The sequence below is a fragment of the Corynebacterium sp. NPDC104732 genome (assembly GCF_055583565.1).
The window spans coordinates 30285-53822 of sequence record NZ_JBVJNS010000012.1; the positions used below are offsets into that span (position 1 = coordinate 30285).

The following is a 23538-nucleotide window of genomic DNA, read 5'->3' on the forward strand; positions in this document are numbered from 1 at the left end:
CTTTAAGATACCGTGTCCAGCGCTAACGCTGGGTAATTGGTGGCCATCATGTCCACGCCGTGGTCACGTGCCCAGCGCATGTCTTCGGGATCGTCCACGGTCCACAGGTAGGTGCGTTCGTATTCATCGAGGGCTTTCGGGTTGGCGCGGGCAGCTTCGATGGACATTCCGAGCGCATGCGGCTCACAGTGGGGGGCGAGGATCCGCCAACCGATCGGGGGGATGTCTTCACGCAGTAGGATTCGGTCCATGTCTGGGACCAGGCGTGCGATGGCGCGGATCGCTAGGGGGCTAAAAGAAATGAGGTGGAAACGCGGATCCCCGAGGAGATGCGCGTAGCGCAGCCGCATGACCACTTGTTCTTCAATCATTTTCCCGTAGCGAGTGGGGTGTTTGGTTTCGATGTACAGGTGCCGGTCGGGATATTGCTTCATCAACTCCAGCAGCTCATCGAGCAATAGTGGTCGCTGAGGCTCGTCCGGGGTCCCGAAGTTGAAGGCAGCCAGCTCTTCGTACGTCATTTTTTCGACGATGCCATGGCCATCGGAAACCCGGATGATGCTGGCGTCGTGAAGGCAGACGACTTTCCCGTCGCGGGTGAGCCGAACGTCGCATTCAACGGCCGGGGAGCCAAGCTCGAGGGCGGAGGCAAATGCGATGTGGGTAAGTTCCGGATGGGCGGCAGAGTCGCCGCGGTGCGCGATGATCTGCATTAGCTGTCCCAAGAGTGGATGTGGCGCAACAACATGCGGTTCTTGCGCTGAGAACGGCCAAGCCGACGGGACAGCATGTTGAGGATCTCGATGGCGTCGGTAATGTGCGGCCCCTTATTGAGCATCACCGCCTCGGCGCGGAGCGCAAAGGCAGCATCCGTCATTTCTGCGCGCGACGGCAACCCATTTTTCGCCATGTTCTCCAAGATCTGGGTACCCACGATCACGGGGATATGTGCGGATTCTGCGACCACCATGATCTGTCCAGGGACCTCAGTCATACGGTCAAATCCGAGTTCGACGGCCAGGTCACCGCGGGCGATCATGAGTCCCAGGTTCGGGTGACGCATGCCTTCCAGCAGGATTTCGCTAATGTTTTCAAAGGCCGGCACCGTCTCAATTTTCAAGACCAGCCCAAGCTCTCGGACTCGCTGGCCAAGCGCTGGGGATTCCGCAGAGAACTTAGCAGCAATTCGGTCCAGCACCGTGAGCACATGCGTGACGTCCGCGACAGTCCGAATGAAGGAAATCGCAGCGATGTCCGCGTGGCGGGCGACAAACTCTAGGTGCTCCTCGTCCTCCGGGGTCAAACTATCGAGTGGGAGGAAAGTATCCGGCAGGTTGATGCCCTTGTGGGCAGCGAGCTTCACGCCGCTTTCCTTCGCCCGGGTCACTTCCAACACCGCTTCCGAGGCTCCGTTGGGGGCGATTCGTTTCTCACGGACCACGGCTGCGATGGACCCGTCGTCGAAAAGCACGTTATGCCCCACCTCGAGAGCGGTCACCGCCTCTGGCAGCGAACACGCAATGGTGGGGATGAGCCCCTGCTCGACGTGGCACACGACGTCCGTGTCAGAGGTCAGCACAAGGGTATCGCCGACGTAGAGGCGTAACGCCTGCACGACATGGGGGATGCCGTGGGCGCGGGCACGCTCATAATCGCATTCCAAGAGGGTGCCTTCCGCGATGTAGGCGTTGCGGTCGCCCTCGGCTAGGACTGCGTCACCATGCTTTTCTACGACAACAAACTCACGCTTAGAACCACGCGTATCGTGCAGCGAAATAATGCCACCGATTTCCAGATCAGTCAGCCACTGCTTATTCACCTGAATCGGCAGCGCTGGGCGCCCCTCAAACTCCGGCATAGGCACAGCGGTTTCCCCTACCGCGGTGATCCACAGCTTCGATTTAGTCATCACCTTACCGGCATCATCGCGGGTGACGCGGGCCCGCCCCACCGCCGGACCTAAAGCGATCTCACCAGTGCGGATCTTCGGCCCAGCCAAATCCATGTTGACCAGCACCTCCCGGCCAGCCTCTGCAGCGGCGCGGTGCACATTGTCGATCATCCGCTGCCACGCAGCGGGGCCGTCATGCGCACAATTGATGCGGGCCACGTCCATGCCCGCCGCAACGAAGGATCGCACCAGATCAATATTGTCGGCCGCTTCCGAAGGCAGCGTCACCATGATCCGGGACGGCGTATTCTCATCAGTCGCCCCCAACAGGCGGAACGTGTGTTCTTCAAGGATTTCGTCCGCTTTGGCGAAGTGAGAGGCAATGTCCGCGAAGTCATAGGGCGCCCCGTAGCCCTCCAGCATGCCCACCACGTTTCGGGCTGCCTCCAGCTTGGACTTCACGCCAGTCTCGATAGTCGACATGCGCGTGACGCCAAGGTCAGAAAGGCGGGACTGCAGGCGACGCAGATCCTGGGAACGAAGATACTTGTAGTGCACCAGGTTTAACGCGCCCGCAAAATGCGTAGGAGCCACCCGGTCGATGTCTCCTCGTCGCTCCTCGGCATAATCCGCGATGCCTTTCAGCAGCGCATCGATTTCTGGCACGAGCTGGTTCTGGCCCATTGGTACTCTCCAACTAAAAGTTTCAGTTTTTAGCTAACAACTTCGTATTGTGCCCCGTTTTAGCAAAATTGGCAGCACATCGACATTTCCTGGCTATGCGATTGTGACAGCATAGCCGTCGTAACGCGCAGTGCTTGCGGGCGCTATCGGCGAGCCAGCTTCGGTCACCTCGGCCACCCGATGGTACGTCATACTCACCCCCGCCGAGGTCACAGTCACCACGCTGTAACCGTGTGCGTCCATATCAACGTGCTGCACGTGCGGGTTGCTGCGCAGGATATGCCGTTCCGTCTCCACACTCGGCGGCGAATCCACCGGCAGCCCCAACGCGTCATCAATGTTCGCCGCAGACACCGAGGTACACACCAGCTCTGCCGCCACCACATCTCCTTCGTGGTACAGGTCAGCGGCCCACTCGGAATGAATATCTCCGGCTAGGAACACCGTCCCCACGTCCGGGTGGCGCTGCTTACGGGCAGCCAGGTGCTGCATGAGCCGGGCGCGATCCGCCGCGTAGCCGTCCCACTGATCCAGGTTGTAGGGCAGCCCCTCGCAGCCGTCGCCAATTAGCCGCTGCACGGCCTGGCCCATCCGGGAATCAACATTCACCAAGCTCACCGGAGTGAGCATCACAGACGTCCCCACGATGTTCCACCGCGCCTGTGGCTGTTCCAGCGTGTGCTGCAACCAATCAAACTGCTCCGCGCCCATGATCGTGCGCTGCTCCGAAAGCGCCCGCTTCACATTGAGGCGTTCCGGCTGGTCACGGTAGCTGCGCAGGTCAAGCATCGTCAGTTCCGCCAGTGTTCCGAACTGCAAGCGCCGGTAGATATGCCCGCCTTGCGACGGCGCCTGCCCGCGCACCGGAAGCCACTCCAGATACGCCTGCATTGCCGACGCCCGCCGCTGCTCCCAATCCCCGTGCCAGCCGGTATGCTCCGGCGCGCCATTTTCCCACGTGTTGTTAGCAATCTCGTGATCGTCCCACATCACCACCCAGGGCACCGCCGCGTGGGCTGCTTGAAGCTCGAAGTCCCGCCGATACCGACCGTACCTCGTGCGATAATCCGCCAGCGTCACGATCTCCCACGTGGGCTCGTGGCTGCGCACCACTCCATGCTTGCCAGCGTGCGAACCGGAGGCATACTCGTAAATGTAATCGCCGAGATGAATCACCAAATCCAACTCGTTATTTGCTGCTTTTCGGGCGATATCCGAATATGCCGAAAAATAGCCACTTTCAAAATTGGCGCAGGAGCACACTGCCCAGTTGAGTTGCCCAGGTGTTTCGGCCGGGGCCGGGGCCGTTTTCGTCCGCCCGATGGCGGACATCGCGCCGGAATGTTCCCCGTCGGCGATCATGAACCGGTAGAAGTACTCGGTGTATGGTTCCAAGCCCCACGGCTCCACGTGCACCGTGTGGTCGTGTTCTGCTGTGGCGGTGACCAGTCCGTCGACGACGATGTTTTCAAAATCCACGTCCTTAGCTACTTCCCAGCGCAGGCGCACCGCCGGCCCCTTGCCTGAACCAGGCACAGCCTCTGGGCTGGGAGTAACCCGAGTCCAAAGCACCACCGAGTGGGACAGCGGATCCCCGGAAGCCACGCCGTGCATAAAAGGACGAAATTCTGCTGGATTCAGCGGGTTCGGCTCGTGACGCTCGTACAATTCCTGATTAATGAGTTCGGAGAAATTGCCCGCGTTTGCCTGATTAAGAGAACCGGGGAGCATCGCTAATGCGCCGATGCCCAGGGAACCGCGGAGGAAAGTCCGTCGCGTCGACTGAGTAAAAAGTGGCCCCATATCAACTGATCATGGCCCCTGGCCGGATCAAACGCGACCGCTACAGCAAGATTTCATTACTTGTTAACTCACCGTTACCGTGAGCGAAATTATTTTAAACAAGCAGTTGAATCTGCCAAATACAGCGTTTATTATCGGAAATAATTAACCACTCGTTTAACAAGGAGATTTTCTATGGCACGTCGCGAAGTAATCCAATTCTTTGATGATCTAGACAACACGCCACTCACCCAGGAAGAAGTCACCATCATCAAATTTGCTGTCAATGGCACTAACTACATCATTGACCTTTCCGAAAAGAACGCAGATAAATTCCACGAAGCTCTCGCGCCTTTCATCAAGGCCGCCCGGAAAGACACCGTTTCTTCCCGACGGTCCAACAATTCCCCTGATCCAAAACTGGTCCGCGAATGGGCTGCCACCCACGGAATTACCGTGGCCGCCCGTGGCAAAATTTCACAGGAGATTATCCAGAAGTACCTGGATTCTCACTAGAGATACCCAAGTTCCCGCGCCGACGCTACCGCGGACGTGCGGGAACGCACCCCGAGTTTGTCGTAGATGTGCACCAGGTGAGATTTCACCGTCGCCTCGGACAGCTCGAGCGTAAAACCGATAACCCGGTTTGAGTTACCCTCCGCCACCAGGGTGAGCACCTGTAGCTCGCGTGGCGTGAGCGTAGCTTGAGGAGTTTCTTCCCTGGTCATCAGCCTGTCAGCCACCACCGGCGACATCGCAGTATCACCACACGACGCAGAGCGCACCGCAGCAATCAGCTCTTTAGGTGGCGCATCTTTAAGCAAGTACCCCACCGCACCAGCTTCGATCGCGCCGAGAATATCCGCGTCCGTGTCGTAGTTCGTCACCATCAGCACGTGCGGTGGGTCCACCACCGTCTTGCGGATCGCCGCTGTCGCATCAGCGCCAGTAGCTACCTTACGGCCCGCCTCCCCAGCGCCGAACCGCAGATCCATGAGGATCAAATCCACTCCACCGGCCTGAGCAGCAGCAATCGCCTCCTCCGCTGTCGAGGCTTCCCCAACGATGGTGATATCCGGCTCAGCTTCCAGGACTGCGCGGAGGCCCAAGCGGACGATCTCATGATCGTCGGCAAGCACAATGCGGATCATTTTTCGCCTTCCTTCTATAACAGCTCGACTCATGAGTCTACCGAGCCGGTCGGGATCGCCACACTTACCGCCGTGCCCAGCCCCGGCTCGGACTCCACAGACAGCTCGCCACCCACCTCTGCTGCGCGCGACTGCATCGCCGCTAACCCAATGTGACCGAGGCCCGCCGGGCGTTCCCGCACCTCAGCCACGTTAAACCCAACGCCGTGGTCCACCACGTCCAGGCGCACTTCGTCAGGCTCAAAGGTGAGCGTCATCTTCGCACGCTGCGCCCCCGAGTGCTTTTCCACATTCCCCATCGCGCCTTGCGCAATACGCAGCAGCGTTGCTTCCACACGCATCGGTAGGGGGCGGGGCGTGCCGTCCAGCGTGACTACCACTTCCGGTACCGCGCTGGACTCAGCCACCCGATGCAACGCGTTCTCCAGCGACGCTTGCTCCAACGCGGCAGGCTGCAAGGCGGCGATCATCGCTCGGGCCTCGCTCAGGTTCTCCGCCGCGGTCGACCGGGCCAGACCAATGTGAGTGACGGCCTGCTCAGGGCGATCCCCCTGAACTTCCTGTTCAGCCACGTGTAGCAGCATCTGAATGCTGGACAACCCCTGGGCCAACGTGTCATGAATCTCGTGAGCGATGCGCTGGCGTTCCGCCACCATACCTGCTTCGCGTTCCGTTGCCGCTAGCTGATGACGCGTATCAAGCAGCTCCCGCAGCAGCTCCTCACGCTCCAAATGCGCCAACCACAGTCGCTGAAACGCGAAGAAAATCGCCAGAATCACCAGCGCTGCCAGCACGGGCCCCACCACAGTCGCCGCCGACAACCGAGGATAGTTCGCAAAAATCGCCACCACAGTGGCACCAATAACGGCCGTAATCCCGCGATAATCTGGAAACGCATTCAAATACAAAAAGAACAGCGGGAAAACCAGGTAGACCGTCAAGGGCTGAATCGGTAGCAAAATTACCCAGAGCACAGTGAGGGCAAAAAGCCACCCGGCTGCTAGCCAGGATGCCGCGTTTTCCAAGAAGAAAGAACCCCAGTAATAAACCGAAGCAAAACCGAACAACAGTCCTAGAATGAGGAGCTTTTGATCCGGGTCCGCGAGCGACGTTCCTCCCACAATTATGAGCAGCACCGCAAAGAGAATATCGACGCTTCGTCGCAACGTGTCAGCGCCCGGCATGGCGCCCCGCGGGATTAATTCTGTGTCCATCACCTCCCTACTTTAGGCTTAGAAGCTATGAAGCGAATACTCACCAGTGCTGCCCTCCTGTGCGTCGCCGTCGCCCTGACAGCGTGTTCCGGCGAGAAACAACCCGCCGGACCAACGTCCGAGGCGGCCTCCCCACAGGCCGTCCACGATCAGGGGCTGCCGATCGATGCCCTCCCCGAACCACCTACCGGGCGTGATCAGCTGGTGGAGTGCCCTTACCTAGACACCCAGTGGGTGGCGGACACCAACGGACAGCGCGTGCTAGGTTCCGGCATCGACGAGCGCTTTGAAACACCGGCCTGCGTATTTTGGTCCTACCCAGAAGATCCGCAGCTCACCGTGATCGTGCGCACCACGAATAACGTGGCGGAATCAGATGCGGTTGTGAACTGGGCAGCACCCATCAATGACACCGAACCGGCTGATGATCCCGAAGGCTGGATGGGGGGACGCTCCGGCGCCCCAGGCCGGGCTGTCTACGCGGTAGCGAAAGACAACAAGGCGGTGGTGGTATTCACCAACCAGGACCAGTCCTTTAAGGCGGAGCTGGTGGCCAAAGAGGTGATCAAGAATCTAGGTCTTTAGACCGCCACTTCCTGGTAGGGCATGAGGGCGGAAATATAAGGGAACACTACCTCCATGAGCAGGAAGAACACCCCGATGAGTATCGCAAGAGTAATCAGTGCCTTCACCGGCCAGGGGCCTGGTAGGGCGCGCCACAACAGTCCATACATGGGTTAGCCTTCCTCGAGTTCTGCTGGTCGGTGGTCTGCGGTCTTGGGTTCCGAGCGGACCTTCATGGCGTGAACGATCATGCGTTCCGCGTTGGAGAATTGCGGGTGACAGGTGGTCATGGTCATCAGCCCTTCCATCTCCGGGGTTGGTTCGCTGACATCGAATCCCGGTAATGGGTGCACCACGCTGTAGTCACCCGGCAGGGTGATGTGGCGACCTTCCACTTCCGCGTACTGCCCGTAAGCAATTTCCTCGACTTGCTCCGGGGTGAAACATCCGGCTGCTTCGGCTTCGCGCTGCGAGCCCTGGGCGTCGATAGGCAACACCCGGTAGATGTCCCACGCTGTGCGCGTCTCGACGACCACCGCATCGCACACCCGCAGGTTACCTAAATCATTAAACGGCGCGCCCTTACCGACGCGGTGCCCCGCGACAGCGAAGTTACCGGCTTCGCCGGGCAACTGAGAATCCACGTAACGCCCAGGGCCTTTAAGGAGGTCCGCGTCCGAGGTGCCTTCCACGATGGCGAATTGGAAGTCAGAGCCGAAGGCGGGGATGTACATGCGAGCGAAGGCTTCGCCAAGCTCCGGGTGGATTTTCCGTCGGGGATTCACCCGCTCCTTGTTCCAGCTGTTCTCCATCGCCTCCGACACTTCGTGCTGTCGTTTGCCGGCTTCAACGTTGGTCCAATAGGCTTCGTAAAAGGCAAAGGCGAAGAGGAGCACGCTCACTGTGATGAGGAGTTCGCCGAGTACCTGGGTGAATGTCAGCTTGGGTTTGCCTGGAGAAGTACTCGATGTTGTCGAGTGCCGTGCTGTGCTCATAGCGGTAATACTAACCTAGCACGCACGGTAGTCGACTACAGTTAGGCGAGTTAGGATCTGCACTACTGGTAGGGGATGACGCTCACGAATGATTGAGTTCATGATTTATCCGGTTTCCGCCGTGATGAAGTTTTGGCACTGGCTATTGAGTTCCGTGTTTGGCGTTGCGCCGGACATGGCGTGGCTGCTGTCGATTTTCGGTCTGATCATCACCGTGCGTTCCATCATCGCTCCAACATCATGGATGCAAATGAAGGCCGGCCGCGTCGGGGTGTTACTGAAGCCGAAGTTCACCGAGCTGAAGAAAGAGTTCGAGTCTCGTACCGATGCGGACGCCACCAAGTGGCATCTTGAAAAGCGCAAGGAGCTGCAAAAGGAGCATTCCTACAGCCCGTTAGCAGGCTGCTTACCTGTGCTGATTCAAGTCCCGGTGTTCTTGGGTTTGTACCAGGTGTTGCTGCGGATGGCGCGTCCCGCGGAAGGGCTGGATTCCTCCCATCAGCCCATTGGTTTCCTGTCCCCCACCGACGTGGCGGAGTTTCTCCAAGTGCGGTTTATGGATGTGCCGCTGCCGACGTATATTGCGATGTCCGATGAGCGGCTCGCCATGCTAGGCACTGACAAGCAGTCGGCTATTGACGTCATTATGCCGTTGGTGTTCGCTGCCTGCTTGTTTACCTCAACCAACCTTGCGTTTTCTACCTGGCGGTCCTACCGCACTTTGGACTGGTCGGTGGGCTTTAGTGTGCACATGATCCGCATGCTGATCAGCATGGTTTTCCTCGTTCCGATCATGCTGCTGTTTTCCGCGATCACGGCGCCCCTGCCGCTCGCGGTGATGCTGTACTGGTTCGGTGGCAACCTGTGGACGATGGCGCAGTTCTTCTTCTTCACCTGGCTGCTGGAGAAAAAGTATCCGCTGTCGGAGGAGTACATCGAGTTCCGCGATACCGCCAAGGCTGCTTTCAAGGAGCGTCAGGCGGACTTGAAAAAGCACAAGCGGTTGGTGCGCAAGCACCGCCTGTTGATGCTGCTGCAGCCCCACAAGATGGGCACGCACCGCCGCACGATTAGCGAGGCTAAGGACGCAAAGCGCTCCGAGAAGGTGGAGGCCACGCGGGAGAAAAAGGAGCGGGCGAAGCAGCGCCGTGCAGCGGAGCGAGAGGCCCGGCAACAGCGCCTCAAGGAGAAGCAGGAGGCGCGTGCGGAGCGTCGCGCAGCTAAACGACGCCCCTCTTCAGAAGATCAAATGGAGTAGTCAGCCGGTGGAGCTGAGATCAGCTCATCGGCCAGGCTACGTGCGGTTTCGAGCGGAGCGAGTGACTTAGTGAGGGTGCTGCCCGCCAGCCCGCCCTCCAGGAATACGAGGATCTGGTCGGCGATCGAATCGCCGGGGAAGCCATTGAGCTCGGTGAGCAGTGAGGTCATCGTCGCGTGGCACCAGCGACGATGCTCCATCGCGGCCGCCACAATTTTCTTTTCTTGATCCGTCTGCGCACACGGGTATTCGGTAGCGGCATTCAGGAAGTGGGAGCCACGGAAATTCTTTGCAGGCTCTTCCTCGATGCACTGATCAAAGAAGGCCAAAATCTTGTCCTTCAGACTGCTTAGGCCCTTTGTTCGTTCTGCCCAGTCTGCTCGCCACTTCTCATCAGTCTGTTCAACATAGGCCACTACGAGCGCATCCTTTGAACCAAACAGTGAATACAGCGATGCTTTGGCCACGTCAGCCTCGCGCAGGATGCGGTCAATACCGATTACGCGAATGCCCTCGGTGGTGAAAAGGTTGGTGGCGCTGGCCAGCAACCGCTCGCGCGGACTTGGACGCCCCTTCCTGCGCCCAGCGCTTTTAGCCTTAGTCTCAGCCACCAACAAACCCCTCTCAAAAACAGACTAGTTGGTATACATTTTAGCCAAAAATGAAGGCCGGTTCACGCATTAGTCGCGGAACCGGCCTTCACAAACGAATTGTTACCTCTTCTTGGTGACGAGGCCTACCAGGAAGAGCAGGATGACGGCGCCCAATAGCGCTGTCAGGAAGCTAGCGATATTGAAGCCGTCCGGGGTACCCACTCCGAACAGTCCCAGGACCCAACCGCCAATGAAGCTGCCGATAATACCGACGACGATGTTGAGGAACACGCCCATCTGGGCATCCCGGCCCATAATCTTGGATGCAATCCAGCCCGCGAGGCCACCAAGGATAATCCAGCCAATAAAGTTGATCATTTTCTCTCCTAAAATTGTTTATGTATCAATGTGCACGCTCCAGGTTAGACCCTTTGCTACAACATTGCGAGAGATAAGCAGGATTGCTACCCGGAATGTAGCTCACCCGTTACATTTCCGTAATCTTTTTGCGTGACGTGGGCTTACATCCCACAATTGCGAGACCTCGACTTCCCGGCAAAACCGGGTCCCCAGCACCAAAACCCAGCATTAAAATTCTGGCACAGCAAAACCGCCCAGCCGGGATCGTTCCCAGCCAGGCGGCCTGAGGCAGTGAGTTTAGACGGAGTCGTCAGCGGTCGGACGCACCACCATCATCGGGCATGGCGCGGACTGCAGGAGCGCGCGGGAGGTGGAGCCCAAAAGCATGCCCTTGAAGCCACCGCGGCCGTGGGAACCGACCACCAGGAGCTGTGCCCCTTCAGCGGCGTCGCAAAGGGCGCGGACTGGGCGGTCGCGGGTCACGATCTTCTTCACCACGACATTTGGATACTCGGACTGGAAACCTGCGAGACGCTCGGAGAGCAGCGCGTGCTGTTCTTCTTCCACGACCTGCCACTGCTGCTGGGCGGCGGCAAGACCTGCGAGCGAGGCCTGGACCTGCATATCCATCCAGGTGTGAACGGCGTGGAGTTCGGCGCCACGCGCGGCAGCTTCGGCGAAAGCGTACTCGGTAGCCTTCTCGGAGACTGCGGAGCCGTCGATGCCGACGACGATTGGCCCGTACTTGGTGGTGTCATCCACAGGGTTATCTTCACGAACAACCACCACTGGGCATTCGGCGTGGGAAACCACTGCTGCGGATACGGAGCCCATCACCATGCCGGATAGACCACCGAGGCCACGGGAGCCCATGACGATCATGGTGCAGTTCTTGGACATTTCCAGCAGCATGTCGATCGGGCTGCCTTCGGCGACGGTGTGGCCGATCTTGATGTCCGGCGCTACTTCCGAAGCGATGGCGCGGGCTTCGTCGATCTTGACCATGGTTTCTGCCTGCAGGTCATCGTAAATCTCCTGTGGCGGAACCATGCCTTCTGCGTAGAGGAATTGCGGCATTGCGTAGGAGGACGCAAGCTGCAGTGGAATATCCCGCTTCATGGCGGTGTTGGCTGCCCAGCGGACGGCTACCTTGGAAGCATCAGAGCCGTCGACAGCGACAACGACAATGTTTTCTCTCGACATGTGGCGTCTCTCCTTTGCACGCAATGAGCGCGCGGTCTGACAAATAATGAATCTACATTCATTCTACGCTGTCAGAACCGGTCTGGACAGTGGTACTAACCACTTCCACTGTTTCTAAGCTGGCAGTTCGATGGGATGTGCAGCTTCTGCGTTCGAGGGGTAGAAAATGCTGTAAATGACGCGCATGACATTTGCGATGATTTGGCCAATACCGTGGGTGAAGAAATCCACGATCGGGCCCATGATTGAATTGATATCCATGGGGAAGAGAATAGTACAGCCACTGCCGGTGCGCGACGGGCTCAATCCGTCACGGGTCCGATTCCCCGATGACGCGCCCCCAATGACTGCATACGAGTTTGTCGAGCACCTCATTGCCACCCAGCGTTACGTCCACCCCGATGATGACGCTGCCGCCCTGGACAAACGCTTCGCCGACCAGGAGGTTGTGGATCAGCGCGGGAACCCCTTCCAGCCATCCGACATGATGAAAGCGGGCATGGACATCTGGTTCTACCGTATCCCAGCGCCGGAAAAAGTGGTGCCGCACCAGATTGGGATTATCCATGAGGACGCCGAGCTACTGGTCGTCGATAAGCCGGCGTTTTTGGCGACCTTCCCGCGTGGCAGCCACATCACCGAATCGGTGCTGGTGCGGATGCGACGGCAAACCGGTAATCAGGAGCTGTCGCCGGCGCACCGCCTGGACCGGCTCACTTCTGGGGTACTCGTCCTGACCAAGAAACGCGAGATCAGGGGCGTGTACCAGGAGTTGTTCGCCCGGCGCGAGGTAAACAAGGTCTACGAGGCGATCGCGGACGCCAACCCGCAGATCGCCACGGGCACCGTGTGGGAGCACCGCATGGAGAAGGAATGCGGCGAGTTCAAAACGCGGCTTGTCGACGGCCCCATCAACGCACGCACTGAAGTAAATAAGGTCATCCCGGTGACTGACTCCGAACAGGCCCGCCTGGAGGAAATGCACGGACCGCTACCGCCACAGGCCCGCTACGAGCTGCACCCTCTGACGGGGCGCACGCACCAGCTACGCTTGCATATGTTTACCGCTGGCTCCCCGATCCTCGGCGATCCGGTCTACCCCGACGTGCTGCCTGTGGACGCCGAAGACTTTGATATTCCCATGCACCTGCTGTCCCGCCGGCTGAGTTTTGTCGACCCGCTGACAGGAACCCCCAGGGAGTTCGTATCCCATTTGTCACCAATTTTGGGAACTCTGCTTAATCCGGTGTAGTTAACTAAAGTAACAACTGCCTCAAAAATTCAGTAAGTTAGGATCTTTCCATGAATCAGATTGCCGCTTACGCGGAAGAACTTGTCAAACAATACGGCACGGGTGAAGCGGCCGTCCGCGCCCTCGATGGGGTGTCTATCCAGTTTGAGAAGGGCAAGTTCACGGCCATCATGGGCCCGTCCGGTTCTGGTAAATCCACGCTGATGCACTGCATGGCGGGCCTCGACGCCCCCAGCGTCGGCCGTACCTACATCGGCGATACGGAGCTGTCTCAGATGAAGGACAAAGAGCTGACCGCTTTGCGACGCGACCGGCTCGGGTTCGTGTTCCAGTCCTTCAACCTGGTTCCCACGCTCAACGCCCGCGAGAACATTACGCTGCCCGTCGACATCGCCGGCCGCAAAGTAGATGAAGCGTGGTTTAAGGAGGTGACCGAGCGTCTTGGCTTGAATCGCCGTTTGGATCACCGCCCTGCAGAGCTCTCTGGTGGCCAGCAGCAGCGCGTGGCTGTCGCGCGCGCCTTGATCTCCCGCCCAGAGATCATTTTCGGTGATGAGCCGACCGGTAACTTGGACTCCAATTCTTCGGCCGAGGTGCTCAATATCCTGCGCACCTCCGTGGACGAGCTGGGGCAGACCGTGGTGATCGTCACCCACGACCCGAAGGCCGCCTCCTACGCGGATCGGGTGGTGTTCCTGGCGGACGGCAGGCTCGTGGATGAGCTACACGGGCCGACCACCGAGTCGATCCTGAACGTCATGGCTCGAATCGAGGACATCTAAGCGCATGGCTAAAAACGCAATGCGCACCATTTCGCTGCGCAATATCGCAAGTCACAAGATACGTCTGGCGCTCACGATCCTGTCCGTGGTGCTGGGTACCGCGTTCATTTCAGGCTCATCCATCATGACGACGAGTCTGCAAAACAGCCTGGACGACCTCCTGAGCACCGCATTTGATGAGGTGGGCGTGGTAGTCATGCCGAGCGAGACCGCCCCGCTTGGCGTCTCGATCGATGATGTGGCGAAGTTCCGTGACCGCCAGGACACCACCACGGTCGATATTTCTGCCAAGAAATCCTCCGTGGTCATCACTGACAAAGACGGCAAGCCACTGCAGACCGGCGCGTCACCGGCCCAAGCATTCGCGCTCGCCCCTGGCGACGGGTTCGCAACCAGCGCCGAGCTAGCCGAAGGCACCAAGCCAACCAAGCCGAATGAGATCGCCTTGAACGAAGGCGCAATGAAACGCGCCGGACTGAACCCGGGAGATAAGACCACCGTGGTCACCCCGGTCGGCAAGAACGAAATGACCGTCACCGGCACGTTCACGTCCAAGAACATCACGGACATGAGCGTCGGTGTCGCCTTCACCGAACCGGACTTCCTCACACACTTCACTGACGGCAAGCACGCCCAGGTAGTCACCATGGCAGTTGCCGACGGCCAGAGCCCGGAATCCGTGAAAGAAAAGCTGGCGAAGGACTTCCCGAACTACAACTTCCAGACGGGCGACGCCCTAGCCAAGCAAACCACCGAGGCCATCAAAACCGGTTTGTCTTTCCTCACCTACGTTTTGTGGGCGTTCGCCGGCATCGCCCTGCTGGTGGGCACCTTCATCATTTCAAATACGTTCGCCATGATCGTGGCGCAGCGAAGCCGGGAACTTGCGCTGCTGCGTGCCGTCGGCGCGTCCCGCAAGCAGATCACTAACTCCGTTGTTTTTGAAGCCATCGTCGTGGGCCTGATTGGCTCCGTGCTGGGCATTTTCGCAGGCATGGGCCTCGTGAAGGTGCTCTTCGAGATCCTGAAGCTCACCGGCATGCCTCTGCCGAACACTTCGTTGAGCCTGGATGTGAAATCGATCGTCGTGCCGTTGGCCGTCGGCGTGATCATCACTGTGCTTTCCGCCTGGGCGCCAGCTCAGCGGGCCGGCGCTACGCACCCTGTGCAAGCAATGCGTTCCGGTGATCAAAGCAGTTCCAACTCCCTCGTGGGTCGTTCCCTGGGTGGCTCCATCCTGATCGTGCTGGGTGTCATGACCACCCTGCTGGGAACGCTCATCAACACAGTTGGTGGCCTGGGCTTCCGTTCTAGTGTCATCGGCACCGGCGCGGTCCTCATCATCGTTGGCCTGTGGCTAGCGGGGCCTTCGCTAGCGGGCCCACTCGTCGGCGGGCTGGGCCGAATCGCAGGCAAACCATTCGGCGCCATCGGTAACTTGGCTGCAACCAATTCGCGTCGTAACCCGCGCCGAACCGCCGCCACCGCATTCGCGCTCACCCTCGGCCTCATGATGGTCTCCTCCATCGGCATGCTCGGCACCACCATGCGCGAATCCATGTCTGACATGATCGACGACTCCATCAACGCTGACTTCGTCCTCTCCGGATCGGCCGGCTCCTCGCTCGGCGTTCCTAAAGAAGTTCCCGACGAGGTCTCGCGAGTCGACGGCGTCACCTCTGTTGCCACTACGCTCAAGGCGCCTATGTTGCTCAATGAAAAGGTCATGAGCGACTCCATGGGCCCACCAAGCATGACCGTGCTCCGCGGCGATATCTCGCAAGCCATCAAAATCACGACTGTTACCGGCGACCTCAACCTGCCCGAAGATGAGCCAGGAGTCCTGGTAGCCAAGTCCACCGCTGACTCCTTCAACCTCAAAGTCGGCGACGAGGTCATGCTGAAGTCGCTCGCCGGTGGCAGCGCCCCTGCCCCAGTGAAAGGAATCTACGAGCAAAACTCCACCGTCGGCCGGGCAATGGTCTCCTATGCCAGCGCCCTCGAGCTGAACGATCCGAACTCCATCCAGATCGACAGTATCTTCGTCAACACCGCCGACGGCCAAACGCAGGACATGCGCACGAAACTGGAGGATGCCACCGCTTCCTACCTCGTGGTAGGTGTGAAGGACAAGAACGAATTCATCGGTGAGACAACCAACGTCATCACCCAAATGATGTCCATCTTGTATGGCCTCCTGGCTCTCTCCGTGATCGTGGCCATCCTCGGCATTGTCAACACGCTCGCCCTCTCCGTCATCGAGCGACGCCAAGAGGTGGGTATGTTGCGCGCCGTGGGCACCCAACGCCATCAAATCCGTCGCATGATCTACATCGAATCCGCAGTCATCGCCTTCTACGGCGCGCTCATCGGCGCCGCCGTCGGCCTCGGACTCGGCTGGGCCTTCATCCATGCCCTCATCGGCGAAGGCATCGACAAGATCCTCGTCCCGTGGGGCCAAGTCGGCATCATGCTCGCCGCCTCCATCCTGGTCGGTATCATCGCCGCAGTATGGCCTGGGCACCAAGCCGCACGGACCAAACCGCTCGAAGCAATCACCGATTAGTGCGGTAGCAATAGGGCCTGTGGGATTCCCACAGGCCTTTTCTTTTGTATCGGCCCGCTGCATCGACCCGCACCCCACAGGTTGAAAGCGTGCCACGCTGGCTGGCATCGAAATAGCACACTCAGGGTTTACCCTGAAAAATCCCCTATTACCTGCTGTTAGGATGGCAGGTTCCTGGAGACCGACTGATACTGAAGGTGACCCCACCCACCTACCGCTTCCGGTAAGGAGCACATCATGCAGGTCGCAGCACGAGCAGTCAATTTAGTGAAGGAATACGGCGCAGGCACGAACCTCGTGAAGGCGCTCGACGACGTCTCCGTCGAGTTTGGCCAAGGCCAGTTCACTGCCATCATGGGCCCTTCGGGCTCCGGAAAATCCACCCTTATGCACTGCATGGCAGGTCTTGATGCCATGACTAGTGGTGAGGCTCTCGTCGGAGAGACGAACCTTGCGCATTTGAAAGACAAGGAGCTGACAACGCTCAGGCGCGATCGGCTCGGTTTTGTGTTTCAGTATTTCAATCTGGTGCCCACGTTGAATGCGGAAGAAAATGTAATTTTGCCGCTGAGTATCGCGGGGAAGGACGTCGATAAGGCGTGGTTTGATGAAGTCACGGAGCGCCTGGGGCTCACTCCCCGCCTGAGGCACCGCCCAGCCGAGCTTTCCGGCGGCCAACAGCAACGTGTCGCGATTGCGCGTGCGCTGATCTCCCGCCCGGATCTCATCTTCGGTGATGAGCCGACGGGCAATCTCGATTCCAATGCGTCCAAGGAAGTGCTCGAAATCCTGCGCGCAGCCGTCGATGACATGGGGCAGACCGTGGTGATCGTGACTCATGATGCGAAGGCGGCCTCCTATGCGGACCGCGTAATCTTCCTTGCCGACGGCAAACTGGTTCGCGAGCTTCACCAACCAACCACCGAAGACATTCTCCACGTCATGGGCGAAATGGAACGATGAGCCATGAAGAATGCGATGAGAACGATATCGCTGCGCAACCTCGCAGCCCATAAACTCCGCCTGGGCCTAACCTTGTTAGCAGTCGTGCTGGGAACTGCTTTCATTGCGGGCTCGAATATGCTCTCGGCGAGTATGTCCAATAGCTTCGAGGAGATCACGAAGTCCACTTACGGTTCGATCGATCTTCAGGCTTCCCCTAAGGATCCGGCCTCCGCGAGGATTCCGCTCACAGTGCTCGAGGATTTCCGCTCCAGCCCGCTGATCTCAGCTGCGGACGTCGAGGCTCAAAACCCCAACGTGGTGGTCGCTGGCCCCGATAAGAAAATGATCCCGAGCGGAGGGGCCCCTTCTATTGCCATGCCACAGGCTGCGGACGGCACATTCGTCGGCGATGTGGCCACGGTGAAGGAAGGTTCCCTCCCCACCGAACCAGGCCAAGCTGCCATCAACGCCACCGCTGCGGAGAAAGCGCAGATCACGATTGGCGATGAGGTCACCATGGTCTCCGCCACGCAACGCAATACTTATCGGATCGTCGGGATTTACGACACCGACATGGCGGTCGGCGGCTTCGTCGGGCTGCTCATCCCAGAAGCCGACTACCTCGCGAATTTCACCGACGGCGAGCACGTATCAGCCATCTCCCTCGCTGTTACGGGAGATGTCTCCGATAGCCGGTCCACACTGGAGTCCCAGTACCCAGAACTCATGTTCAAAACAGGGCAGCAGCTTGCCGACGACATGAACCGCGACATCAAGGACTCCCTCGCATTCATGAACTATTTCCTCTGGGCTTTCGCCGCCGTCGCATTGCTCGTAGGGTCCTTCATCATCTCCAACACTTTCAACATGATTATCAATCAGCGGCTTCGAGAGTTCGCGCTGCTACGAAGCCTCGGGGCCAGCCGAGGGCAGATCACCCGCACCGTGGTTTTCGAAGCAATCGTGGTCGGACTCATCGGCTCTGTGCTGGGAATTTTCGCCGGTGTAGGAATCACCAAAGCGATTTATGCTGTGATGGATTCGCAGGGACTCGGTGTTCCCGACGCCGGTCTCACGATCGATGCCGCCTCGATCATTGCCCCACTAGCAGTCGGCATCGTGGTCACAGTGTTTGCTGCCTGGGCGCCTGCCCGACGTGCCGGCCAAGTACATCCAGTCCAAGCTATGCGCTCCGGCGACCAAACGTCGGCCGATTCCCTCAAGGCCCGTACCGTTGTTGGCGCTGTGTTTCTCCTGGCCGGTGCTTTGGCCGCGGCCATAGGCGCCGCATTCGAAAGCGTCGGAAGCACCCAGAGTCGTGCCATTATCGTTGGCATTGGCACATTCGCGCTGGTCCTTGGCCTGTGGCTTGCCGGTCCGGCCCTATCGATTCCCTTTGTCGGATCTATTGGGCGAATAGTCGGAGTGCCATTTGGGAACGTCGGCAAGCTTGCTGCTACCAATTCCCGGCGCAATCCGCGTCGCACCGCAGCCACCGCCTTTGCCCTGATGTTGGGCCTGATGCTGGTCTCCGCCATCGGCATGATGGGTTCGACGATGAAAAGTAACGTCAACGAACTAGTCGATAACAACTTCTCTGCTGACTTTGTGGTGAACAAGCCACAAGGACTACCCATTTCTTTACCCTTGGACATCGTTGATCGGGTGTCCCACGTCTCCGGCGTCGAACACGCCAAGCCTCTCTACTTGGCCCCAATCTCGGTGGGTGCCCCGCCCGAGAACCCCATCAGAGTGGACTTTTTCGGTACCTTCGATGGCGAACTCACAGACTCCGTCAATGTCCAGATTCTGTCTGGCGACGCCAACCTAGCCAACCGCGACGGGATTTTGCTGGACGAAACCACCGCGAAGAAGCACCAGGTAGCCGTCGGAGATAGTATCACCGTCTTCTCCAATAATGGAGACTCCACAGACGTGCCAGTGACCGGAATTTTTAAGCCCAACGTCGCAGTGGGCAACGGAGTAATCTCCACGCAGAGTGCGCTCACCCTTGTGCCTGAGCAACAGTTGCAGCTCATCAATGTCCTCATCGATGCGAAGGCAGGCACAGACCTCGATCAGCTTCGCACAGATCTGGAAAATGCCACGGCTGATGACCTGGTCGCCGTAGTGCAGGACCATGAGGATCTCAAGGGCACAGTCGGCCAGCAAATCACCGTGATGCTCAACATCCTGTACGCACTGCTCGCACTGTCCGTGATCATCGCGGTGCTGGGCATCATGAATACCCTTGCGCTGTCCGTCTCGGAGCGACGCCAGGAGATTGGCATGCTCCGCGCCGTAGGTATGCAGCGCCACCAGGTGTCTCGAATGATTCACCTCGAGGCGATCGTCATTGCCCTTTATGGCGCGGTCATCGGTTCCCTTATCGGACTCGGTCTGGGCTGGGCATTCATTAAAACCCTCTCCGAACTGGGCCTCTCCACCATTTCCGTGCCGTGGCTCCAAGTGGGCATCGTTGTTGTGGCGTCCGGCTTAGTCGGACTGGTTGCCGCCTTCCTGCCAGCGCATGGCGCTGCAAAAACTAAACCGCTGGAGGCTATTGCGGAGTAGCCACAACACGAAGGCGTCTGGCCGTTACACCGTTAGAAAAAGCAGACTAATCACAGTTGCTGTAGCGAGGGTGTTATTCACGATGTGAGCGATCATCGACGCCCACAGGTTGCCGTGCCACAGGCGCAACAATCCCCACAACAGCCCGCAGGCTAGCAAGGCTGGGAACAGGGGGAAGGCTAGGTGAACCGCCATGAATATGGCAGCTGAGATACCCACAGTGAGCACCGGCCCGAACTGGGTGCCTAGCTGACGCATCAAAACGCCGCGGAATACGATTTCTTCCAGGATCGGCGTCACGATGGTGTACGAGAGGACAGCGAGGAACAACAACCCCGTTGCTGCTTCCCCGGAGGCGACAGCTTTATCCAATGAAGACTCCGGCGGGGAGCCATGGGGATCGAAGGCTTGTGTCACCAACATCTGCACAATCGGCGGGATGGCTATGACGATCGGCAATTGCCACAACAGATGCCAGAGACTTCGTTTACCCTTGCAGATTCCGATTTCCTGCCACGACACCTCACTTTTTCGGATGTGAGCGAGCACTGCCACGAGCGCGGCTAGTGGCCCCAGGAACAAAAGGATGAAGAGGAGTCGAATCCCCACCTCTGGGCTCGGATGGGCAAGTAGCACCCACCCGAGTAGTAGCAGCAACGGCCCGAAGCACAGCCCAACGAACAGTGCGAAAATCTGCAGGGTAAAGCGCATGCCCTAACTATATGGGTTTTCAACACCGATGTATTGCAGGGAGGTGTACTCCTCGATGCCCTCAGCGGCACCTTCGCGCCCCATACCGGAGTGCTTCACACCACCGAACGGGGCGGCGGCGTTGGAGATGACGCCGGAGTTAAAGCCCATGAGCCCGAATTCGAGGCCATCGGACAGCCGGTACATACGACTGGAGTCCTCAGTGAATACATAGGAAGCCAGCCCGTATTCGGTGTCGTTCGCTAGGTCGATTGCTTCGTCTTCAGTGTTGAAGGTAATGATCGGGGCGACAGGTCCAAAGATTTCTTCGCGGATCACGCGTGCATCCTTCGGGACGTCGACAAGCACGGTCGGCTGGTAGAAGTAGCCCTCGCCCTCAACCCGCTCGCCACCGACCAGGACGCGGGCGCCGCGCTGCACCGCGTCGTCCACCAACTCCGCCACGTTATCGACGGCTGCCTGCTCCACCAGCGGGCCACACGTGACACCTTCCTCGAGGCCGTTTCCGACCTTTAGCTCACGGATCGCTGCGGCGAACTTCTCGGAGAATTCCTCCACGACGCTCTCATGCACAATGAAGCGGTTCGCCGCAGTGCACGCTTCACCGATATTGCGCATCTTAGCGCCCATCGCCCCCTTGACCGCCTTGTCCATATCAGCGTCCTCGAACACGATGAACGGCGCGTTTCCGCCGAGCTCCATGGACGTACGCAGCACGTTCTCCGATGCCTTGGCGAGGAGCTTTTGCCCCACCGGGGTGGAGCCGGTGAAGGACACCTTGCGCAGTCGGGAGTCCTCCATGAGCGGATTAGAGATCGCGGAAGCAGACTTACCGGATACCACGTTCAACACACCGGCAGGCAGGCCAGCATCGAGCATGGTTTGCGCGAAGTATTGCGCGGTCAAAGGGGTCAATCGAGCGGACTTCAGCACCATCGTGCATCCCGCCGCCACCGCAGGAGCGACCTTGCGGGTTGCCATCGCCAACGGGAAGTTCCACGGGGTGATGAGAAGGCACGGCCCCACCGGCTTGCGCTTCGTAATCATCGGGAATCCAGCTTCGGGAGCAGACGTGAAGCGGCCGTAGTCTCGCACCGCCTCTTCCGCGAACCACCGCAAGTATTCCGCACCGTATTTCACTTCGCCATGGGCCTCCGCCAGGGGCTTGCCCATCTCGAGCGTCATCAGCGTTGCGAACTCCTCCGCACGCTCCGTCACCAGCTCAAAAGCACGGCGCAGAATTTCGGAACGCTCCCGGGCTGGGGTACGCGCCCAGTCCTTCTGCACGGCGCACGCGGCATCCAGGGCCTTCATTGCATCCTCGGAGCCGGCAGACTGCAATGTTGCGATCACTTCGCCGGTGGCTGGGTTTTCCACATCATAGGTTTCACCCGTAGTTGCAGTCACCCACTCACCGTTAATGAGCAGGCCAGTAGGTACTTTTGCGAGTAGATCCTTCATCAGTTAAACCTTTCCACCAGCGCGTCACTGGCCTTCACTAACAACTGAACATCCGCGCCAACCGCGATGAAGTCAACACCTGCGTCTAGGTAGACGAGGGCTTGAGCCTCATCGAACGCGTTGACGCCTACATATTTGCCAGCAGCTTTGGCAGCGGAGATCGCAGTGTGTACCGCCGCCACCACCTCCGGATGGCTTTGTTGCCCAAGGTACCCCATTGACGCTGCCAAGTCTGAGGGTCCGATGAAAATAGCGTCCACGCCATCGACCGCCACAATGTCAGCTACCTGATCCACCGCTGCCGCGCTTTCAATCTGCACAATGCAGGTCAGAGTGTCCGAAGCAGTCGCGAGATAGGAAGGGACTCGGTTCCAACGCGCAGACCGCGCCAGCGCGGACCCGACGCCACGCACGCCCCGCGGCGGGTAGTGCATTGCTTGCACTGCTGCTTCGGCTTCCTGGGCGGAATCCACCATCGGGATCATCAGGTTTTGTACGCCCAGGTCAAGGTATTGTTTGATCAACGCGGTGTCGTTTACAGGCACGCGCACTACCGGATCAACATCATAGCCCTGCACGGCCCGCAGCAATGAGGCAATGGTCTCTAGCCCGATTGGGGAGTGCTCGCCGTCGATAAGCAGCCAATCTGCCCCACTGCCTGCGAGGATCTCCGCAGCAACAGGTGAGCCTGAGCAGACCCAAAGGCCTGTTTTAGCGACTTCCCCGAGTCCGGAATGAAATGGTGGTGCTAGACGAATCGACATATGATCGCTCCTAAAGTGCCGTAATCAGCATGGACAGTGTCGCCCGGCTGCACCCACATTGGCTTGGTGAAGGAACCCGCAAGAATGATCTCGCCGGGCTGTAAGGTGTCGCCGTGGGCGGACAGTTTGTTTGCTAACCACGCCACGCCCATAGCAGGATGGTTGAGGACGGCTGCGGCGACGCCGGTGTCCTCGATAGTTTCATTGCGGTAGAGCAGCGCGGATACCCAACGCAGATCCACCTCTGTCGGTGCCACCGGATTACCGCCGTAGACCATACCTCCCATGGCGGCGTTGTCTGAGATGGTGTCCACGATGGTACGTCCTTCCATCTCAATTCGGGAAGAAAGAATCTCCAATGCTGGCACCACGTATTCGGTGGCCCGCATCACATCGAAAATTGTGCAGTTTGGTCCAGTGAGCTGGTCTTTCAGCACGAAGGCAAGCTCGACTTCAATACGGACGTTAGAAAACTGCGCATGCTCGATCTCGGAGCCGTTTTCAAAAACCATGTCCTCGAAAATGGCACCGTAGTCGGGCTCGGTGATGCCGGTGGCTTCCTGCATCACCTTGGAGGTCAGGCCGATTTTACGGCCTACTGGGCGCCGACCAGCTTCAATGCCTCGCCGACGCCATTCGTTTTGCACCGCGTAGGAATCCTCCACCGTCATGTCCGGGTACTGTGCAGTCAGTCGGGGGATCATGGTTCGGTTTCGTTCCGCCGCGGCTAAGTCGTCGGCGATCTTAATGATCTGGTCTTTACTCAGCATCGTTATGTCCTTGCAGTT

At 58.9% G+C, this 23538-nt stretch carries 23 protein-coding genes; 8 read left to right on the forward strand and 15 right to left on the reverse strand.

Going from position 1 to position 23538, the window contains the following annotated elements:
- Window positions 1-2: 2 nt before the first annotated feature.
- The 3 genes from ACZ6ZO_RS09450 to ACZ6ZO_RS09460 form a co-directional block, all read right to left on the reverse strand.
- Window positions 3-713, reverse strand: coding sequence for a glycerophosphodiester phosphodiesterase family protein (locus ACZ6ZO_RS09450; RefSeq protein WP_208768518.1), 711 nt, complete (start codon window positions 711-713; stop codon window positions 3-5).
- Window positions 713-2575, reverse strand: a complete 1863-nt coding sequence (locus ACZ6ZO_RS09455; RefSeq protein ID WP_465292166.1) for a pyruvate kinase — start codon at window positions 2573-2575, stop codon at window positions 713-715. Before ACZ6ZO_RS09455 ends, ACZ6ZO_RS09450 begins: the two co-directional genes overlap by 1 nt.
- 93 nt (window positions 2576-2668) lie before the next feature.
- Complete coding sequence (locus ACZ6ZO_RS09460; protein ID WP_465292168.1) at window positions 2669-4378, reverse strand: alkaline phosphatase D family protein; 1710 nt, start codon at window positions 4376-4378, stop codon at window positions 2669-2671.
- 174 nt (window positions 4379-4552) lie between these two features.
- Between ACZ6ZO_RS09460 and ACZ6ZO_RS09465 the strand changes: the two genes are divergently transcribed.
- The gene (locus ACZ6ZO_RS09465) at window positions 4553-4873 is read left to right on the forward strand and encodes a histone-like nucleoid-structuring protein Lsr2 (protein ID WP_208768516.1); all 321 of its coding nucleotides are present in this window, start codon (window positions 4553-4555) and stop codon (window positions 4871-4873) included.
- Here ACZ6ZO_RS09465 and ACZ6ZO_RS09470 read toward each other — a convergent pair.
- Together ACZ6ZO_RS09470 and ACZ6ZO_RS09475 are read right to left on the reverse strand one after the other, a co-directional pair.
- Entirely contained in the window at window positions 4870-5508 is a 639-nt protein-coding gene (locus ACZ6ZO_RS09470; protein ID WP_208768515.1) for a response regulator, read from the reverse strand. The two genes, ACZ6ZO_RS09465 and ACZ6ZO_RS09470, sit on opposite strands and share 4 nt — an antisense overlap.
- A 29-nt stretch (window positions 5509-5537) precedes the next feature.
- Window positions 5538-6722: a sensor histidine kinase gene (locus tag ACZ6ZO_RS09475; protein WP_465292171.1), complete on the reverse strand. Its 1185-nt coding sequence runs from the start codon at window positions 6720-6722 to the stop codon at window positions 5538-5540.
- Window positions 6723-6749: 27 nt separating this feature from the next.
- Between ACZ6ZO_RS09475 and ACZ6ZO_RS09480 the strand changes: the two genes are divergently transcribed.
- Window positions 6750-7307: a DUF2020 domain-containing protein gene (locus tag ACZ6ZO_RS09480; protein ID WP_465292173.1), complete on the forward strand. Its 558-nt coding sequence runs from the start codon at window positions 6750-6752 to the stop codon at window positions 7305-7307.
- On the opposite strand, the gene ACZ6ZO_RS09485 is transcribed toward ACZ6ZO_RS09480, so the two are convergent.
- Entirely contained in the window at window positions 7304-7456 is a 153-nt protein-coding gene (locus tag ACZ6ZO_RS09485; RefSeq protein WP_182384923.1) for a hypothetical protein, read from the reverse strand. The genes ACZ6ZO_RS09480 and ACZ6ZO_RS09485 overlap by 4 nt on opposite strands.
- Window positions 7457-7459: 3 nt before the next feature.
- Window positions 7460-8281, reverse strand: a complete 822-nt coding sequence (locus ACZ6ZO_RS09490) for a class E sortase (RefSeq protein WP_465292175.1) — start codon at window positions 8279-8281, stop codon at window positions 7460-7462.
- Between the two features lie 100 nt (window positions 8282-8381).
- Here ACZ6ZO_RS09490 and yidC point away from each other — a divergent pair, with 100 nt between their 5' ends.
- Window positions 8382-9539 (forward strand): membrane protein insertase YidC, encoded by a 1158-nt coding sequence (gene yidC, locus ACZ6ZO_RS09495; protein ID WP_465292177.1) that lies wholly within the window; start codon window positions 8382-8384, stop codon window positions 9537-9539.
- On the opposite strand, the gene ACZ6ZO_RS09500 is transcribed toward yidC, so the two are convergent.
- The 4 genes from ACZ6ZO_RS09500 to ACZ6ZO_RS09515 form a co-directional block, all read right to left on the reverse strand.
- Window positions 9527-10150, reverse strand: a complete 624-nt coding sequence (locus ACZ6ZO_RS09500) for a TetR/AcrR family transcriptional regulator (protein ID WP_182384926.1) — start codon at window positions 10148-10150, stop codon at window positions 9527-9529. The two genes, yidC and ACZ6ZO_RS09500, sit on opposite strands and share 13 nt — an antisense overlap.
- A gap of 102 nt (window positions 10151-10252) precedes the next feature.
- Window positions 10253-10510, reverse strand: coding sequence for a GlsB/YeaQ/YmgE family stress response membrane protein (locus ACZ6ZO_RS09505; RefSeq protein ID WP_182384927.1), 258 nt, complete (start codon window positions 10508-10510; stop codon window positions 10253-10255).
- A gap of 279 nt (window positions 10511-10789) precedes the next feature.
- Window positions 10790-11695, reverse strand: a complete 906-nt coding sequence (locus ACZ6ZO_RS09510; protein ID WP_182384928.1) for a universal stress protein — start codon at window positions 11693-11695, stop codon at window positions 10790-10792.
- A 114-nt stretch (window positions 11696-11809) separates the two neighbouring features.
- A complete protein-coding gene (locus ACZ6ZO_RS09515) occupies window positions 11810-11956 on the reverse strand; it encodes a hypothetical protein (RefSeq protein WP_182384929.1) in 147 nt (48 codons plus the stop codon).
- Between ACZ6ZO_RS09515 and ACZ6ZO_RS09520 the strand changes: the two genes are divergently transcribed.
- From ACZ6ZO_RS09520 to ACZ6ZO_RS09540, 5 genes are all read left to right on the forward strand, one after another.
- Window positions 11892-12947 carry a pseudouridine synthase gene (locus ACZ6ZO_RS09520; RefSeq protein ID WP_465292181.1) on the forward strand — a complete coding sequence of 352 codons (1056 nt, stop codon included), beginning with the start codon at window positions 11892-11894 and terminating at the stop codon, window positions 12945-12947. The genes ACZ6ZO_RS09515 and ACZ6ZO_RS09520 overlap by 65 nt on opposite strands.
- 50 nt (window positions 12948-12997) lie before the next feature.
- A complete protein-coding gene (locus tag ACZ6ZO_RS09525) occupies window positions 12998-13729 on the forward strand; it encodes an ABC transporter ATP-binding protein (protein ID WP_465292183.1) in 732 nt (243 codons plus the stop codon).
- Between the two features lie 4 nt (window positions 13730-13733).
- Entirely contained in the window at window positions 13734-16295 is a 2562-nt protein-coding gene (locus ACZ6ZO_RS09530) for an ABC transporter permease (protein ID WP_465292185.1), read from the forward strand.
- A gap of 237 nt (window positions 16296-16532) precedes the next feature.
- The gene (locus tag ACZ6ZO_RS09535; RefSeq protein WP_182384933.1) at window positions 16533-17258 is read left to right on the forward strand and encodes an ABC transporter ATP-binding protein; all 726 of its coding nucleotides are present in this window, start codon (window positions 16533-16535) and stop codon (window positions 17256-17258) included.
- Between the two features lie 3 nt (window positions 17259-17261).
- Entirely contained in the window at window positions 17262-19814 is a 2553-nt protein-coding gene (locus tag ACZ6ZO_RS09540; protein WP_465292188.1) for an ABC transporter permease, read from the forward strand.
- A 24-nt stretch (window positions 19815-19838) separates the two neighbouring features.
- Here the strand turns inward: ACZ6ZO_RS09540 and ACZ6ZO_RS09545 are convergent, their stop codons facing one another.
- From ACZ6ZO_RS09545 to hpaH, 4 genes are read right to left on the reverse strand one after another with little or no spacing between them, the layout of a single operon-like run.
- Window positions 19839-20525 carry a lysostaphin resistance A-like protein gene (locus tag ACZ6ZO_RS09545; RefSeq protein WP_465292190.1) on the reverse strand — a complete coding sequence of 229 codons (687 nt, stop codon included), beginning with the start codon at window positions 20523-20525 and terminating at the stop codon, window positions 19839-19841.
- Between the two features lie 3 nt (window positions 20526-20528).
- A complete protein-coding gene (locus ACZ6ZO_RS09550) occupies window positions 20529-21986 on the reverse strand; it encodes an NAD-dependent succinate-semialdehyde dehydrogenase (protein WP_465292191.1) in 1458 nt (485 codons plus the stop codon).
- Window positions 21986-22750 carry an HpcH/HpaI aldolase family protein gene (locus tag ACZ6ZO_RS09555; RefSeq protein ID WP_465292193.1) on the reverse strand — a complete coding sequence of 255 codons (765 nt, stop codon included), beginning with the start codon at window positions 22748-22750 and terminating at the stop codon, window positions 21986-21988. Before ACZ6ZO_RS09555 ends, ACZ6ZO_RS09550 begins: the two co-directional genes overlap by 1 nt.
- Window positions 22735-23520 carry a 2-oxo-hept-4-ene-1,7-dioate hydratase gene (hpaH, locus tag ACZ6ZO_RS09560; protein ID WP_465292195.1) on the reverse strand — a complete coding sequence of 262 codons (786 nt, stop codon included), beginning with the start codon at window positions 23518-23520 and terminating at the stop codon, window positions 22735-22737. Before hpaH ends, ACZ6ZO_RS09555 begins: the two co-directional genes overlap by 16 nt.
- Window positions 23521-23538 lie beyond the last annotated feature (18 nt).